At 69.2% G+C, this 15,184-nt stretch carries 18 protein-coding genes; 8 read left to right on the forward strand and 10 right to left on the reverse strand.

Annotated features, from left to right (window positions below; all coding sequences use genetic code 11):
* Positions 1 to 82: 82 nt before the first annotated feature.
* The 3 genes from ACSQ14_RS11590 to ACSQ14_RS11600 all read right to left on the reverse strand — a co-directional run bounded on the left by ACSQ14_RS11590 (position 83) and on the right by ACSQ14_RS11600 (position 2,227).
* A complete protein-coding gene (locus tag ACSQ14_RS11590) occupies positions 83 to 391 on the reverse strand; it encodes an antibiotic biosynthesis monooxygenase family protein (protein WP_436012824.1) in 309 nt (102 codons plus the stop codon).
* A gap of 17 nt (positions 392 to 408) precedes the next feature.
* On the reverse strand, positions 409 to 963 hold the full coding sequence (locus ACSQ14_RS11595; protein ID WP_436012826.1) for a cupin domain-containing protein: 555 nt from the start codon (positions 961 to 963) through the stop codon (positions 409 to 411).
* A gap of 88 nt (positions 964 to 1,051) precedes the next feature.
* A complete protein-coding gene (locus ACSQ14_RS11600; RefSeq protein WP_436012828.1) occupies positions 1,052 to 2,227 on the reverse strand; it encodes a glycosyltransferase family 9 protein in 1,176 nt (391 codons plus the stop codon).
* A gap of 244 nt (positions 2,228 to 2,471) precedes the next feature.
* On the opposite strand from ACSQ14_RS11600, the gene ACSQ14_RS11605 reads away from it, so the two are divergent.
* The 5 genes from ACSQ14_RS11605 (at position 2,472) to ACSQ14_RS11625 (ending at position 5,942) form a co-directional block, all read left to right on the forward strand.
* A complete protein-coding gene (locus ACSQ14_RS11605) occupies positions 2,472 to 3,890 on the forward strand; it encodes a sensor histidine kinase (RefSeq protein WP_436012830.1) in 1,419 nt (472 codons plus the stop codon).
* A gap of 64 nt (positions 3,891 to 3,954) precedes the next feature.
* Positions 3,955 to 4,185 carry a ComEA family DNA-binding protein gene (locus tag ACSQ14_RS11610; RefSeq protein ID WP_436012832.1) on the forward strand — a complete coding sequence of 77 codons (231 nt, stop codon included), beginning with the start codon at positions 3,955 to 3,957 and terminating at the stop codon, positions 4,183 to 4,185.
* Positions 4,186 to 4,272: 87 nt separating this feature from the next.
* Positions 4,273 to 4,851: a sigma-70 family RNA polymerase sigma factor gene (locus ACSQ14_RS11615; RefSeq protein ID WP_436012834.1), complete on the forward strand. Its 579-nt coding sequence runs from the start codon at positions 4,273 to 4,275 to the stop codon at positions 4,849 to 4,851.
* 80 nt (positions 4,852 to 4,931) lie between these two features.
* On the forward strand, positions 4,932 to 5,291 hold the full coding sequence (locus ACSQ14_RS11620; protein ID WP_436012836.1) for a response regulator: 360 nt from the start codon (positions 4,932 to 4,934) through the stop codon (positions 5,289 to 5,291).
* A gap of 60 nt (positions 5,292 to 5,351) precedes the next feature.
* The gene (locus ACSQ14_RS11625) at positions 5,352 to 5,942 is read left to right on the forward strand and encodes an SOS response-associated peptidase (RefSeq protein ID WP_436012838.1); all 591 of its coding nucleotides are present in this window, start codon (positions 5,352 to 5,354) and stop codon (positions 5,940 to 5,942) included.
* Here ACSQ14_RS11625 and ACSQ14_RS11630 read toward each other — a convergent pair.
* From ACSQ14_RS11630 to ACSQ14_RS11645, 4 genes are all read right to left on the reverse strand, one after another.
* Positions 5,939 to 6,295, reverse strand: coding sequence for a DUF1428 domain-containing protein (locus ACSQ14_RS11630; RefSeq protein WP_436012840.1), 357 nt, complete (start codon positions 6,293 to 6,295; stop codon positions 5,939 to 5,941). The genes ACSQ14_RS11625 and ACSQ14_RS11630 overlap by 4 nt on opposite strands.
* Before the next feature lie 114 nt (positions 6,296 to 6,409).
* Positions 6,410 to 6,616, reverse strand: a complete 207-nt coding sequence (locus tag ACSQ14_RS11635) for a DUF3126 family protein (RefSeq protein ID WP_436012842.1) — start codon at positions 6,614 to 6,616, stop codon at positions 6,410 to 6,412.
* Positions 6,617 to 6,679: 63 nt separating this feature from the next.
* Positions 6,680 to 7,510, reverse strand: a complete 831-nt coding sequence (cysE, locus tag ACSQ14_RS11640; RefSeq protein WP_436012844.1) for a serine O-acetyltransferase — start codon at positions 7,508 to 7,510, stop codon at positions 6,680 to 6,682.
* Positions 7,511 to 7,537: 27 nt separating this feature from the next.
* A complete protein-coding gene (locus ACSQ14_RS11645) occupies positions 7,538 to 8,152 on the reverse strand; it encodes an NUDIX domain-containing protein (protein ID WP_436012846.1) in 615 nt (204 codons plus the stop codon).
* Between the two features lie 84 nt (positions 8,153 to 8,236).
* Here ACSQ14_RS11645 and ACSQ14_RS11650 point away from each other — a divergent pair, with 84 nt between their 5' ends.
* On the forward strand, positions 8,237 to 8,848 hold the full coding sequence (locus ACSQ14_RS11650; RefSeq protein ID WP_436012848.1) for a nitroreductase family protein: 612 nt from the start codon (positions 8,237 to 8,239) through the stop codon (positions 8,846 to 8,848).
* Positions 8,849 to 9,170: 322 nt separating this feature from the next.
* Here the strand turns inward: ACSQ14_RS11650 and queF are convergent, their stop codons facing one another.
* Positions 9,171 to 9,626 (reverse strand): preQ(1) synthase, encoded by a 456-nt coding sequence (gene queF, locus ACSQ14_RS11655; RefSeq protein WP_436012850.1) that lies wholly within the window; start codon positions 9,624 to 9,626, stop codon positions 9,171 to 9,173.
* A 281-nt stretch (positions 9,627 to 9,907) separates the two neighbouring features.
* On the opposite strand from queF, the gene ACSQ14_RS11660 reads away from it, so the two are divergent.
* Complete coding sequence (locus ACSQ14_RS11660) at positions 9,908 to 10,606, forward strand: TorF family putative porin (protein WP_436012852.1); 699 nt, start codon at positions 9,908 to 9,910, stop codon at positions 10,604 to 10,606.
* Positions 10,607 to 10,814: 208 nt separating this feature from the next.
* Entirely contained in the window at positions 10,815 to 12,752 is a 1,938-nt protein-coding gene (locus ACSQ14_RS11665; protein WP_436012854.1) for a polysaccharide biosynthesis protein, read from the forward strand.
* 25 nt (positions 12,753 to 12,777) lie between these two features.
* On the opposite strand, the gene ACSQ14_RS11670 is transcribed toward ACSQ14_RS11665, so the two are convergent.
* Both ACSQ14_RS11670 and ACSQ14_RS11675 read right to left on the reverse strand, forming a co-directional pair.
* Positions 12,778 to 13,098, reverse strand: a complete 321-nt coding sequence (locus ACSQ14_RS11670; RefSeq protein ID WP_436012856.1) for a GYD domain-containing protein — start codon at positions 13,096 to 13,098, stop codon at positions 12,778 to 12,780.
* Positions 13,099 to 13,251: 153 nt separating this feature from the next.
* Positions 13,252 to 15,099 (reverse strand): phosphoenolpyruvate carboxykinase (GTP), encoded by a 1,848-nt coding sequence (locus ACSQ14_RS11675; RefSeq protein ID WP_436012858.1) that lies wholly within the window; start codon positions 15,097 to 15,099, stop codon positions 13,252 to 13,254.
* Positions 15,100 to 15,184: the final 85 nt, after the last annotated feature.

Below are 15,184 nucleotides of genomic sequence, written 5' to 3' on the forward strand. Positions count from 1 at the left end.
AGCCGCGCGCACCGCCCCTGGGTCCCGGCTCTGCGCTATCGCTCGGGCCGGGATGACGGAGCTGTTTTGCGATCTCGACGGCTCACGCCTTCACCACCAGGGTCGGCCAGACGTTCAGCTCGGCGCTGAGGGTCGCGTCCTGGAAGCCGCCGAGCTCGCCGCGCTGCATGCGCCAGGCGATGTAGTTGCGGTGGTCGTCCTCGCTGTCCCAGTGCTCGACGAACAAGAAGCGGTTCGGCTCGTCCTTGTGCTGGACGATGCGGATGCTGCGGAAACCCGGCATCTGCGAGACGCCGGCGACCAGCTCGTCGCGCATGTTCAGGAAGGTTTCAACGGCCTCCGGCTTGAGGCGGCGTTCGAAGGTGATGGTGACGCCGTCAGTGTCGGCCATGGTGCTCTCTTCCAATCTCACTTCGCGCCCATCGCCGCGGCCGCCGGCGGCGGGACCAGCTCGCGCCAGCGGTCGCGGTTGGCCACCGCGCTTTCGGTGAAGCGCCGCCACGCGGCCTCGCCGTTGCCGCTCAGCCGGATGTTGAACTCCCGGGCGTTGCGGACCTCGAGCACCTCCACGCCGTCGGGGCCGGCCCTGTACTGGTAGTTATGGTCGGCGGGAACGAAGAAGCCGTCGCCGGGCCGCAGAACCTCGGTCCCCAGGTACGCCTCGCCGGAGATCACATAGTAGGCGCAGTCGGCGTTGTGGCTGTGCCTGGGCAGGACGAAGTTCGGCTTGAACCAGACGTAGCCCACGCTCATGCCCGACACCGGGTCGGCGAACAGCAGCCGGGCGAAGCCGCCCTCCGCCGCGCCCTCGGCGCTGGCCTGGGCGATGCCGGCGAGGTCGACGGGCGTGAGCCCCTCCGTCGGCATATGCTCCTCCATCGCCTGGGCGTCGGCGGCGCGGAAGATCTGGAAGCGCGAGACCCGAGCCTCGCCGGCGTCGGCGCTGCTGGCGCGACCGGACATGCGACCTCCCTTTCACTCTTGTTCACGCTCGGGGCCATGCAGCCCCTGGCGGATCATGGACCGGGCCGCGCGCGGCCCGCAACCGTCGCTAGGCCTGCGCCGGCCACGCCGCGAGGTCGGCTTCGATCTCCCGCAGCACCGGTCCCCAGTCGTCGGGCGTGGTCTGGCGATAGAGCCGCATCGTCGGATACCAGGGCGAGTCCCGCCGCTCGCGCATCCAGCGCCAGTCGAGCCCGCGGACCGGCAGCAGCAGCCAACAGGGCTTGCCCAGCGCGCCCGCCAGATGCGCGACCGAGGTGTCGACCGAAATGACCAGATCCAGCTGCGCCATCAGCGAGGCGGTGTCGGCGAAATCCGTCGCGCCGGTCGCCGCGGGATGGAGGTCAACGACCTGCGCCGGCAGCCGGCGCAGCGCCGCAGCGGCCTCGGCCGGCAGCGAGCGGTTGCGGTCGTTGGCGTTGACCGGGTTGCCGTTGGTCATCACCCCGACCTTCAGCCCGGCCGGCAGCGGCCGGGGCCAGGGACGCGCCGCCCGCAGGTAGGGCGCGGCCGGGATCGTCTCCGGCGTCACGCCCATCCGCCCCGCCAGCGAGCAGGTCATCACCCAGGCGTCGGGGTCGGGGAACTCGACTTCGCCGCGGGCGGGGATCACCCGCACGCCGAGGCTGTCGGCGAACAGGCGCGCCAGCGCCGGCAAGCAGATCACGGTGACGTCCGCCCCGCGCGCCTGCAGGATCGGCGCGAAGCGCGCGAACTGGATCTGGTCGCCCAGCCCCTGTTCCGGCCAGATCAGGATCCGCCGGCCGGCGACCGCCTCGCCCCGCCACTCCGGATACGGCAGCGGCGGCTTCTGCAGGGCGTCCAGCTGATGCCGCACCTCGAACAGGGCGAAGCCCTCGGCGTAGCGTCCCTGGCTCAACAGCAATTTTCCCAGCCGCCGGGCGGTCGGCATCGCGTCGGGGGCGAGCGCCAGCGCGTCGCGGAAGCAGGCCTCGGCGGCCGCTAGGTCGCCGTCGAGCTCGCTGAAATCGCCGAGCTCGCGCAGCAGCTCAGCATCGCCGGGAGCCGCGGCGCGCAACAGCCGTCGGCCCGCCGCCACATCGCCGGCGTCGCGCAGTTCCGCCGTCCTGGCCAGCAGATCGGCCTTGGTGTCGCTCGTCGCGCTCATTCGGTTGGCATCGCCGAATCCAGGCGCCAGGTCCAGCGTCACCGCGTCGTCATCGCCGCCGGCCATGCTGGGCCGCCGGACCGGCGACACCGTCATGAGTTCACCGCCCTTTTGCGACGTGAACTTAACTCAAGCTAAGCAGCGAACCCGGTATTGACTTGCGAAGCCGCAGCGGAATCGCAATCTACGCGTGCACTCCTCCCCTAAACGATGTTTTTCACCCGCCGCTGCAACCCGGCGGCGCTTCACTCATCAGATCTTTTATAGAAATTAGTCCTCCCGAGGCTTCCGGCCGTGCGAAGAAAAGCGATTCGCGACCTTGAAGGCCGACGACCTAGACTTGACCCAGAGCTCCGCCGAGGGGCGCGGCATGCCGCCTAGAGGATCCGCCCGCTTCGCCTCGATCCGGCCGCTGGCCAAGCGGCTGGCCGGCCCGGCGAGCGCAGTCGTGTTCGTCGGCGTGGCGATGGCGGCCCGGGTGCTGCTCGGCAACCTGCTGCCCGGCCTCACGGTCTTCAACCTCTACTATCCGGCTATCCTCGCCGCGGCCCTGGTCGGCGGCGAAGCCTCGGCGGCGCTGGCGCTGGTCCTCAGCGCCGCCAGCAGTTGGCTTATCCTGCACAACGCCCAGGGCCTGCTGGTGCCGATGGCGACGGTCACCCTCAACTTGGTGATCTTCGTCCTGGCCGGCGCCTTCGTCGGCGCGGTGGGCGCGCGGCTGCGGCGACTGCTGCGCCGTCGCCGTCGGGACATCCTGCGGCTCGCCGACCGCGAAGCCCGCTACCGGGCGCTGTTCGAAGGCGTCTCGGAAGGCTTCGCCCTGATCGAGGGGGTGCGGGACGACCAGGGGAAGATCGTCGACTTCGTGCTGCTCGAGGCCAACCCGGCGCTGATCGAGATGTTCAAGGTCACGTCGGCGGTCGTCGGCCGGCTGCGCAGCGAGTACGCCTTCGGCCCCGCCGACCCGGAGTATCTCCAGGCCTGTGAGCGCGCGTTCGGCCGCCTCCCGGTGCGGATCGAGCTGTTCTCCACGGCGACTCAGCGCTGGTACGATGTCCGGCTCAGCTGGGTCGGCGAGAACCGGCTCGCGCAGATCCTAGTCGACATCACCGAGCGCAAGGTGGCCGAGAACCGGCAGGTGGAGATGTTCGACGAGCTGAACCACCGGGTGAAGAACAACCTGGCCGCCGTCTCGGCGATGCTCAGCATGCAGGCCCGGGCCGCCGACGACGTGCGCCTGCGAGAACAGCTCAACAAGGCGGTCGACCGCATCGAGACCATCGCCGACGTCCACGCCAGCCTCTACCGGGTCAGCAGCACCGACCAGATCGACTTCGCCGGTTACCTGAAGCGGCTCTGCGACCGGTTGGCCACCAGCCTGCTCGACGACGACCGCGTGCGCATCGAAGCCGACATCGACCCCACCATGGCCCCGCTCGAGGAGGCCGTCCCCCTCGGCTTGATCGTCAACGAGCTGGTCACCAACGCCGCCAAGTACGCCTATCCGCCGCCGGTCGCCGGCGTGATCCACGTCGCCCTGCACAACACCCCCGAGGCGCTGATCCTGAAAGTCAGCGACGAAGGGCGTGGCCTGCCGGGCCCTGACACGGCCTCCGGCATCGGCATGCGGCTGGTCCGCTCGCTGGTCCAGCAGTGCGGCGGCGAGCTGCAGATCGACCGGGAGCGCGGCGCCAGCTTCACAATCCGCCTGCGCGAGCACGCACCCCCCGACACGATCCCCGAAAGCACGCTGCTGTAGGCCGGCGTCAGGTTGAATCTTCAGCTCAGCTCGAACCGCGTTCGGCCTGGGCGGTTCTCCCTTGATGGTGGACCTGAACTCAGCCTCGATCGAGGCGCTCCAGACGCTGCCCGGAGTTGATCTGCGCGCGGCTTACGACCTGCTGCTATGGCGGCCGTACCTGACGTGGGAGGAAGTCGCCTTCGTGCCCGGCTTCGACACGGCGCGGGCCGGCGAGTTGCGTGACGCCGGCGCGCGCGTCGGCGTGCCCCAGGACACCTGTTGGGTCGGCGAAGGTCGCGCCAGCGAGCTCTGAGCGCGCCCCGCTCCATCGTCGGACGATCCAGGTCCGGAACCAAGCTGCGCCGTGGACGTTTCCCGCTTGGGTAGACCGGGGTGTGCGATGACGGACCGCCAAACCATGCGCTTCGAAGACGACCTGCTGGCTGCCGCGCCCTTCCTGCGCGCGTTCGCCCGCACGCTTTGCCACGACGCCGAACAGGCCGAGGACCTCGCGCAGGAGGCGTTGCTGAAGGCCTGGCAGGCCCGCGACCAGTTCCAGCCGGGCACCAACCTTCGGGCCTGGCTCGCCACCATCCTGCGCAACCGCTTCTATTCCCTGGGCCGTCGCCGCAAGTGGCACGCGGACTATGATCAGGAGATCATGGAACGCACGCTGGTGGCGCCGGATGATCCACACGGCATCGTCGAGCTCGAAGACGTCCGCCGCGCACTGGCGATGCTGCCCGATTTCCAGCGCGAGGCGCTGATCTTGGTCGGCGCCGGGGGCATGTCCTACGAGGAGGTCGCCCAGATCGCCGGCTGCCCGCTGGGCACGGTGAAGAGCCGGGTGCGGCGCGCCCGCGATGAACTGCAGGCGATCCTGTTCGAGGGCCGGCTGGGTCCAGCCGATGGCGCCTCCGCGCCGCTCGCCGCCCTGGTCGCCGATTTCGATCGGCTGAGCGGCACCCAAGCAGCCTGACCGTATTGTTACCCACGGCATAGCTTGCCTTGAACCGCCGCGGCATTTAGCCCCGACCGCGGCAGCCGATGGGAGGGGGCATGGGCCGGATCCTGCTGGTCGAGGACGAAGTCTTCATCGCGGAAATGATCGAGGAGGCGCTCGAGGATCGAGGCTTCCAGGTGCGCAGCGCGCACACCGATCGATCCGCCTACGCGATCCTCGACGACGAGGCGCACGCGTTCACGCTGCTGATCGCCGACGTCAACCTGGGCGTGGGAACCAGCGGCTTCGACGTGGCGCGCCGCGCGCGCGAACTGAACCCCGAACTGCGGGTGATCTACATCAGCGGTCACGCCGCCCATCTGCAGAAGATGGGCGTGGCCGACTCGATCATGTTCCCCAAGCCCTTCTATCCCGAGGAACTGGCCGACCAGGTCGTCGCGCTGCTGCAGGGCTGAGCAGTGGTGGACGCGCGCCTGCGCGCGGCCCAGACTTGAGGGCCGGAGGCCGCGGCCGGCATGTGCAACGAATATCGCTTCAAGCAGACCCTCGACCGCATCGCCCGCGAGTTCAGCGCGCTGAACTTGCCGCTGCACTGGGCGGGCGGCGCCCCGAACCTGGAGCCGCGCGACTCGATCCGCCCGACCGACCCGGCGCCGATCATCCTGGGCGCGCCGGAGGGCGCGGAACTGAAGCAGCTCCGCTGGGGGTTCGTGCAGCCGGGTCGGCCGCCGGTGATCAACTTCCGCTCCGAGGGCCGGCGCTTCACGGCGGGCCGTTGCCTGATCCCGGCCGACGGCTTCTATGAGTTCACCGGGGCCAAGGCGCCGAAGTCGAAGTGGCTGTTCACGCCGGCGGACGGCGGCGAGCTGTTCTGCATCGCCGGCCTGGTGCGCGACGACCGCTTCACCATGCTGACCTCCGCGCCAGGTCCGGACATCGCGCCCTACCACGACCGCCAGATCGTCATCCTGCCGAAGGATCGCTGGGCGGCATGGCTCGGCCCGGCCGAGGCTCAACCGAGCCTCGAGCCCCTGCCCGCCGGCAGCCTGAAGGTTGAACAGATCCGCCGCGGAACCGACGCGACGGAGGGCCAACTGCCGCTTTAGGCGCCCAGTTGCAGCAGCGGCGCGAAGCCGCCGTAGATCATCCGCTTGCCGTCGAACGGCATGTCGTTCATCTGCGGCTTCATGCGCTCGTCGGCCATCACCTTGGCGTTGATGGCGTCGCGCTCCTCACGGGAGCCGTAGACGATCCAGGAGAACACGACGACCTCGTCGTCCTTGGCCTGGACGGCGCGCGGGAACGACGTCAACTCGCCGTAGGGCACGTCGTCGCCGACGCATTCCACATAGGCCCTGGCGCCATGTTCCATCCAGACATCGCCGGCGGTCTTCGCCACCGCCTTGTAGGCGTCGAGCTTGGCTTTCGGCACGGCGAGCACGAACCCGTCGACATACATCGCTAGTCTCCTTCGTCTTGACTTGACCGAAGGACGAACGATCCCGTCGCGTTCCGACATCGCGCCGCGGAAAAATCGGATCGGCCCGGCGCGAAACCGGGCCGGCCGGCGCGCCTAGGGCAGGTCCTCGGCGAGAATCGCCATCTCGAACATGAAGGAGCCGTCCTCGTCCTCGTCCTGGAAGACGACGCCGATGAACTCTTCGCCGATGTAGACCTCGGCGGAATCCTTCTGCTTCGGCCGCGGGGCGAGCGTGATGCGCGCGTTGGCGAAGGTCCCGCGCAGGTAGGACTCAAGCTTGCGGATAGTCTTTTCGTCCACGCGGGGCGCTCCTGAAGCAGTCACTCGGCCGGAACCTAGCCGTTCAGGCGGCTGGCGCAAACCTCAGATCACGTAGTCGTACACAGCCTCGGCCAGAGTGTGGTCCATGCTCCGGGCCGGTTCCTCGCATGTCGGGCAGTTGACCAGGCGCGCGGGCACCCCGGCGGCGGTGCAGCCGGGCGGCACCGGCTTCAACACGACCGAGCCGGAAGCGATCTTGGCGAAGTCGCCGATGGTGATGTTTCCGAGCACCTTGGCGCCGGCGCCCAGCAACACGCCCTTGCCGATCTTCGGGTGGCGGTCGCCGCGGTCGGCGCCGGTGCCGCCGAGCGTCACGCCCTGCAGCATCGAGACGCCGTCGCCGATCACCGCGGTCTCGCCGATGACGATGCCGGTGCCGTGGTCGACGAACACCCCGCGGCCGATCCGAGTCGCCGGGTGGATGTCGACCTGGAACAACTCGCTGGTGCGGCTCTGCAGGTGGAAGGCGAGCGTGTCGCGGCCTTCATGCCAGAGCCAGTGCGAAACCCGCTGGGTCTGCAGCGCCAGGAAGCCTTTGAAGAACAGGAACGGCTGCAGGTAGCCCTTGCAGGCCGGGTCACGCTCGAACACCGCCCGCAGGTCGGCCTCGGCGGTCTCCACCAGCGCCGGTTCGCTGGCGTAGGCGTCCTGCGCGATCTCGCGCAGCGTCATGGCGCGCAGCTCCTGGTCGCCCAGTTTGCGCGCCAGTTGATAGGACAGCGCGTCGGCCATGGTCTTGTGGTTGAGGATCACCGTCGCCAGCAGGCTGGCCAGGGCGGATTCGTCGCGCGCGGCGGCTGTCGCTTCGTTGCGCAGCGCAGCCCAGACCGGCGGCGCGACGGCGGAATCGATCACTTCCAGGCGTTGGCTCACGTAACCTTCTCCAGCCGTAGCGGCGCTTTAACTTAGCATGGCGCGGGTCAACGCGTCAGGCAGGGCGCCTTCGCGGGCCATATGGTAGGCCCGCAGCAGCATCGCCACCGTCAGCATGTCTTCCATATGGCCGGCCAGCGCCGCGTCCAGCACTTCGCGGTACGGCGCGCGCACCAGGGCGAGTTCTTCGGTGTCGTCGCCCTGGGCTCGGCCGACGGCGTCCGAGAGGCCCAGCGCCAGGTAGCCGACCGCCCGCTCGTCGGTCACCGAGTTGGACAATTGCACCTGCAGCACCTTGCGCCACTCCCGCGCCTGCAGCCCAGTCTCCTCGGCCAGTTCGCGCTTGGCGCCTTCGAGGGGATCCTCGCCGATCGGCGAGCCGCCCTCGGGTAGCTCCCAGCTGTACCCCGCCAGCGCGAAGCGGTTCTGGCCGACGAGGGTCACCGTACCGTCGTCGTGCAGCGGCAGGACGGCGATCGCCAGGTTCTTGAAGCTGACCAGACCGTACTGGGCCGGTCGGCCGGTCGGCGCGACCGCCTCATGGTGGCTCACCCGGATCCACGGATTGTCGTAGACCATCTGCTCGGCGCCGCGCGTCCATGGCGAACCGTGCGGCCGAAGCCAGTCGGGTTTTTGCGACATCTTCAACTTGCCTTGCCGAGAGGGCGGTCGAACCCATAAAGGGCCCTCACCGCCCGGTCTTGTGAAAAAGAGAGGCCACTTCGCGTGTCCGACACCCCGCCCCCGTCGCCCGAATTCGGAACCCCGCTGCCGGTCGAGGCCGCCCCCGAGGTGCTGGCCTTCCTGCGCCGCCGGCGCTCCACCTCGGCGGTCACCCTGGCCGAGCCCGCGCCCACGCCGGCGGAGATCGCCGAGCTGATCCAGCTGGCGACCCGGGTCCCGGACCACGGCAAGCTCGCGCCCTGGCGGTTCGTCGTGCTGGAGGGGGCCGGCAAGGCCGAGTTCGCCGGCCGGCTGGGACAGCTGGCCCAGGCGCGCGGCGACGCGGCCGCCGCCGCCAAGCTCGTCAAGTTGAAGACCCCGCCGCTGGCGATCGCCGTGATCGCTGCGCCCCGGGCCGCCGCCATCCCGGAATGGGAGCAGCTGCTGTCGGCCGGCGCCGCGTGCACCACCCTCACCTACGCCGCCCTGGCGATGGGCTACGGGGCGAACTGGATCACCGACTGGTACGCCTACGATTCGGAGGCCTGCGCCGTGCTGGGCCTGCAATCGAACGAGAAGGTGGCGGGGTTCATCCTGCTGGGGACGCCGCGCGAGCCGCCGCTGGAGCGGGAGCGCCCGGATCCGGCCCAGCTCACCAGCCGGTGGGGCGGCTGAGGCGGCGCGCCGCAACGGCCTGCCGGAAAATCTGCCCCGGAGAAAATCTGCCCCGAAAACACGACGGCCGAACGACGCATCGGCGTCGCTCGGCCTGAAGTGACACGCCCGAGGAGAGTTGGGCCCCGCAGATATAGAACTTATTTACGGTTCTGCAAAGCCCGCCCCGAGCGCTTACGCGAGGATGGGCGCATTTTCGCGCTACACGTGAATTTGTCGCAGCCGACCGTAATCTGTAGAGCGGAGAACAACCAGCAGTAGGCGGATGATCGGCCAAGCCATCATTGCTTGGACATTAACCAATTGACCTTGCGGATGCGTCTTAGCCGCGGCCGCGATACGGCGGAACGCCCTGATCCGGCAGCCAAAGCCCTTCGGGCGGCGTCCCGGCCTGCCAGAACACGTCGATCGGAATGCCGCCGCGCGGGTACCAGTAGCCGCCGATCCGCAGCCAGCGCGGCTCCAACTCGTCGACCAGCCGCCGGCCGATCGCCACCGTGCAGTCCTCGTGAAAGGCGCCGTGGTTGCGGAACGATGCGAGGTAGAGCTTCAGCGACTTGGATTCGACCAGCCAGCCGGCCGGCGCGTAGTCGATGACCAGGTGGGCGAAGTCCGGCTGCCCGGTGACCGGACAGAGCGAGGTGAACTCCGGCACGGTGAAGCGCGCCAGGTAGAGCGTATCGGGGTGCGGATTCGGCACGCGCTCGAGCACGGCCTCCTCGGGGCTGGCGAAGCCGCGCACCTCCCGCCCGAGTTGAGTGAGATGGGTCTCGTCCATGGCCGCCGCTTTACCTCCTCCTCGGGGGCGGAACAACGGCGCGCCGCGGCGCCCGCGAATCGGCCGGCCCGGCCGCCCGGAGCGGCGCCAAGCCACGATCCCGCCAAAATTGCTGCAAAGCTGCGCAATCGCCCAGCTTGATTGACGCAAAATTAAGCGTCTGCCCGGCGGATGTGCAGCCGCGCCGTCGCTGCGTTGATCCGCACGCCGTCGCGATGAGGATGCCGCCACGGCCAGCGGGGCGCCCCGCGCCAAATGGGCCGGGAAAAAAGGGGATAAGAATGAAGCTGCTGAAACTCTCGTTGCTGGCCGCTGTCGGCGCGCTCGCGCTGACCAGCGCCGCTCAAGCCGCCGACCGTCCGCTCGGCGCCACCTTCAACGTCGGCGCCGCGACCGATTACGTGTTCCGCGGCTTCAGCCAAACCGACGAAAACCCGCAGATCTTCGGCGGCGCCGACATCAGCTTCGGCGGCATCGGCTACGCTGGCGTCTGGGCGTCGAACGTCGATTTCGGCGACGGCACCGATGCGGAAGTCGACGTCTACGCTGGCGTGAAGCCGACCCTCGGCCCGGTGACCTTCGACCTCGGCGTGCTGTACTACGGCTACATCGATGACGGCAGCGACTGGGACTACTGGGAATTCAAGGCCGCCGGCTCGGTGCCGGTCGGCCCGGGCAGCCTGGGCGGCGCGATCTACTACACCCCGGACGCGACCGGCTTCAGCAACACCGACGGCTGGTATTTCGAAGTGAACGGCGCGGTGACGATCCCGGACACGAAGTTCTCGCTCAGCGCCGGCCTCGGCCGTCAGATCTATGACGAGGACTACACCGACTACACCGTCTGGAACCTGGGCGCCGGCTACGCGATCAACGACACCCTCGGCGTCGACATCCGCTACTGGGGCACCGACGGCGAAGATCCGCTCGGCTCGCTGGCCGGCGACCGCGTGGTTGCGGGCTTCAAGGCCGTCTTCTAAGGCCAAAAGCGCGTCCTTCAGGACACAGGCAGGGCCGTCGCGGAAACGCGGCGGCCTTTGCTAATTGCTTCCCTCTCCGCACCTTCCTAAGGTTTTACCGATCCGGCCCAGGCTCATTGCAGCTCGGAACGCCAACTTGCGTTTTACTCGGCGGCCGACGCGCTCCGAGGGCTGGTTACGGAGTTCAAGTGTGAGCGGAGTACGGTCCATGCAGCGGATGGCTTTGCAAGCACAGACCGTCCTGCTCGACACCGTCATCGCCGCCTTCGCCTTCACTGCGGCCTATTCGATCGCGCCGCCGCGGCTGCCGACCCTTGCGGTCGCCCTGCCCTCGCTGACCCTGCTGCAGTTGGTGGGGCTCTACGCCGCGCTCGCGGCCAGCTTCACCCTGCTGTTCCGGCGCGAGCTCTCGCCCTGGCGCTACACCTCAATCCCCGACGCCGTCGTGCTGGCGCGCATCGCCGTACTGACGGTAGTGCTGTTCCTGATCTGGGTGTTCTTCCTCGACCGCGCGCGCAGCGTGCCGCGCTCGACCCTGTTCCTCGCGCCCCTGCTGCAGATGTCCGGCTCGATGGGGGTGCGCATCCTGCGCCGCGCGTTCCACGAACACGCCCTGGGGGCCTTCGCGCCGCTGAACGCCCTCACCGACCGGGCGAACCCGGCGCCGGCGCTGTTGCTGATCGGCCCGCCGGCGCTCGCCGACAGCTATTTGCGCGACGCCGCCCGCAGCCATGACCGGAACTACACGCCTGTCGGCATCGTCGGCGCCGACCGCCGGGACGTCGGCCACCAGGTCCGCGGCGTCTGCATCATCGACGTGCTGGAGAACCTCGAGGCCGCCCTCGCCGATCTGCGGCGCTGGAACCGCTATCCGCGGGCGATCCTGCTGCTCGACGAGCCGAGCCGGCTGAAGGGGCTCACCGCCGACGTGCTCGGCCGGCTGAAGAACGACGGCATCCGCCTGTTGCGGCTGCCCTCGATCGTCGAGCTGTCCCAGCACGACAGCGTCACCCTGCTGCCGATGCGCGAGATCAACATCGAGGAGCTGCTGGCCCGCGACCCGATCCAACTCGACCGCGTGGCGATCGCCGCCCTGCTGCGCGGCCGGCGCGTGCTGGTGACCGGCGCCGGTGGCTCGATCGGCGCAGAGCTCTGCCGCCAGGTCGCCGCCTTCGAGTGCAGCCACATCACCCTGCTCGACTATTCGGAGACCGCGCTCTTCGAGATCGAGCGCGAGCTGTCGGAGACCTTCCCGCGAGGCTCCTACCGGGCGCTGCTCTGCGACGTGCGCAACGCCGCGCGGCTGGAGAGCCTGTTCCGCGAGGAGCAGCCGGACCTGGTGTTCCACGCCGCGGCGCTGAAGCACGTGTCGATGGTCGAACAGCATCCCTGCGAGGGCGTGCTGACCAACGTCATCGGCACCTGGAACGTCGCCGAAGCCGCCCGCGCCTGCGGCGCGCGGCAGATGGTGCTGATCTCGACCGACAAGGCGGTGGACCCGACCAACGTCATGGGCGCCACCAAGCGGCTCGCTGAATCGGTGATCCGCGGCCAGCAGAGCCTCGGCGGCGAGACCCGCTTCGCCGCGGTGCGGTTCGGCAACGTCCTCGGCTCGGCCGGCTCGGTGGTGCCGATCTTCAAGTCGCAGATCGAGCGCGGCGGGCCGGTCACCGTCACCCATCCGGAGATGGAACGGTTCTTCATGACCATTCCGGAGGCGACGCAGCTGGTGCTGCACGCCACCGCCACCAACACCCAGGGCGACGGCCGCGACGCGCGGCTGTTCCTGCTGGAGATGGGCGAACCGGTGCGGATCCTCGACCTCGCCCGGCAGATGATCGCGCTCTCCGGCCGCACGCCCGGCCGCAACATCGAGATCGAGGTCACCGGCCTGCGCCCCGGCGAGAAGCTGACCGAATCGCTGCTCGACGAGACCGAGCGCTCCGCGCCCTGCGCGCCGAAGGTGATGGAGGTGATCTCCGCCTCCGCCCTGCAGGTGACCCCCGGCCATATGGCCAACCTGCGCCAGCTCGCCGACGCCGGCGAGGTCGACGAGGTGCGCCGCGCCCTGTTCGAACTGGTCTCCCAGATCCGCGGCGAGAAGCCCGGCGCAGTCCCCAGTCTGCGGGTCGTCGCCACCCGCTAGCCGCGGTCGCCCGCGCCGGTGGAGCCTAACGGCCCGGCGCGCGGAAGTCCGGCGGGCCCGCCAACGCCTGATCCATCTCAGCGATCGTCAGCAGGGCCGTGGCGCGCGACCGCACCATCCCCGAACCTGAGGCGGCGACGCCAAGCGCTGCGGCCGCCTTCGCGTCCGGCAGGTCCATGAGCATGATCACGTCGTCGGCGCCGAGGGCGTAGTGCATGGACTCCAGCGTCCCGCCGACGGACTCGACGGCCTGGACGACCGCGGCCAGCCGCCCCGAGGCGGTGTCCTTCTGCAGCCCCCGCAAGCCTTCGGCGGTGTAGGACGCGACGACAAGGAACTTCGGCATGGCGCGAGCTCCGGCTAGGGGCGCGCCGCCAGGGATGCGCCCGGAGGCGCGGCCTGTCGATCAGGCGAACCCCGCAGCCCGCGGGCGATCGCGCAGTAAAAAGGCCGCGGGAGCATCTCCCGCGGCCTTTCTGTTCAGGTCGGAGGCTTCGGCCTACTCGGCCGCGGCCATCGCCGGGCTGGCGGCGGAGAGCCGCTTCACCAGGGCCTCATACTCCGCCCACAGCGCCTTGGGCGTGCGGTCGCCGAACTTCTCGTAGAACGGCGGGATCAGCGCGGCTTCCTGGCGCCAGATTTCCGGGTCCACGCTGAGCAGCAGATTGATCTGCTCGGCGGTCAGGTTCAGGCCGGAGACGTCCAGCTCGGCGGCCTTCGGCAGGCGGCCGATCGGGGTGTCGACGCCCTCGGCGCGGCCTTCCAGGCGATCGACGATCCACTTCAGCACGCGGCTGTTCTCGCCGTAGCCCGGCCAGACGAACTTGCCGCGCTCGTCCTTGCGGAACCAGTTGACGAAATAGATGCGCGGCAGCTTGGCCGCGTCAGCCTTCTCGCCCATCGCCAGCCAGTGGCCGAAGTAGTCGCCCATGTTGTAGCCGCAGAACGGCAGCATGGCGAAGGGATCGCGACGCAGTTCGCCGATGGCGTTCTCCGCCGCGGCGGTGCCCTCGGATGCCACGTTCGAGGCCATGAACACGCCCTGGGCCCAGTCGTTGGCCTCGCGCACCAGCGGCACGGCGCTGGCGCGGCGGCCGCCGAACAGGATGGCGGAGATCGGCACGCCGGCGGGATCTTCCCACTCCGCGGCCGCCACCGGGCACTGCGCGGCCGGGACGGTGAAGCGGGCGTTCGGGTGCGCGGCGGGCTCGTCGCTGTCCGGCGTCCAGTCGCGGCCGCGCCAGTCGATCAGGTGCGCCGGGGCCTCGGCCGTCAGGCCTTCCCACCAGACGTCGCCGTCGTCGGTCAGCGCCACGTTGGTGAAGATGCTGTTGCCGTAGAGCGAGTCGATGGCGTTCTTGTTGGTGTCGATGCCGGTGCCCGGCGCGACGCCGAAGAAGCCCGCCTCCGGGTTGACGGCGTACAGCCGGCCGTCCTGGCCGAACCGCATCCAGCAGATGTCGTCGCCGATGGTCTCGGCCTTCCAGCCGGGCAGCGTCGGCTGCAGCATCGCCATGTTGGTCTTGCCGCAGGCGCTCGGGAAGGCGGCGGCGAGGTAGTGCGCGCGGCCTTCCGGCGAGGTCAGCTTCAGGATCAGCATGTGCTCGGCGAACCAGCCCTCGTCGCGGGCCATCACCGAGGCGATGCGCAGTGCGAAGCACTTCTTGCCGAGCAGCGCGTTGCCGCCGTAGCCCGAACCGTAGGACCAGATCTCCCGGGTCTCCGGGAAGTGGACGATGTACTTCTCGTCGTTGCAGGGCCACGCGACGTCCTGCTGGCCGGCGGCGAGCGGGGCGCCGACGGTGTGCACGGCCGGCACAAAAAAGCCCTCCTCGCCGAGCTGGTCGAGGGCGGCTTTGCCCATGCGGGTCATGATCCGCATCGACACGGCCACGTAGGCCGAATCGGTGATTTCTACGCCGATGGCGCTAATCTTCGAGCCCAGCGGGCCCATGCAGAAGGGCACCACGTACATGGTGCGGCCCTTCATGGCGCCGGCGAACAGGCCGTTCAGCGTCGCCCGCATCTCCGCAGGTTCGCGCCAGTTGTTCGTCGGGCCGGCGTCGGCCTGGTTCTCCGAGCAGATGAAGGTGCGGCTTTCGACGCGCGCCACGTCGCGCGGGTCGGACGCGGCGTAGAAGGAGTTCGGGCGCTTGGCGGGGTTAAGCCGCTTCAGGGTGCCCGATTGAACCAATTCCTCGCTCAGGCGATTCCATTCGTCCTCAGAGCCGTCGCACCAGACGACGCGGTCAGGCTGCGTCAGTTGCGCGACCTCCCGCACCCACTTGAGCAGTTTCTGATTTTTCGTCGGCGCGGGCTCCAGGCCCGGGACGTTAGGTTGCGACATCCAAATACTCCGTAGCCCCGATGGACAGCGCGGCGCCCGCCGGCCCCTCGCAACGGTCAAAACAGAACACCAACACCATGCAGAG

The organism is Phenylobacterium sp. LjRoot219, assembly GCF_964252995.1.
GTDB lineage: Bacteria > Pseudomonadota > Alphaproteobacteria > Caulobacterales > Caulobacteraceae > Phenylobacterium.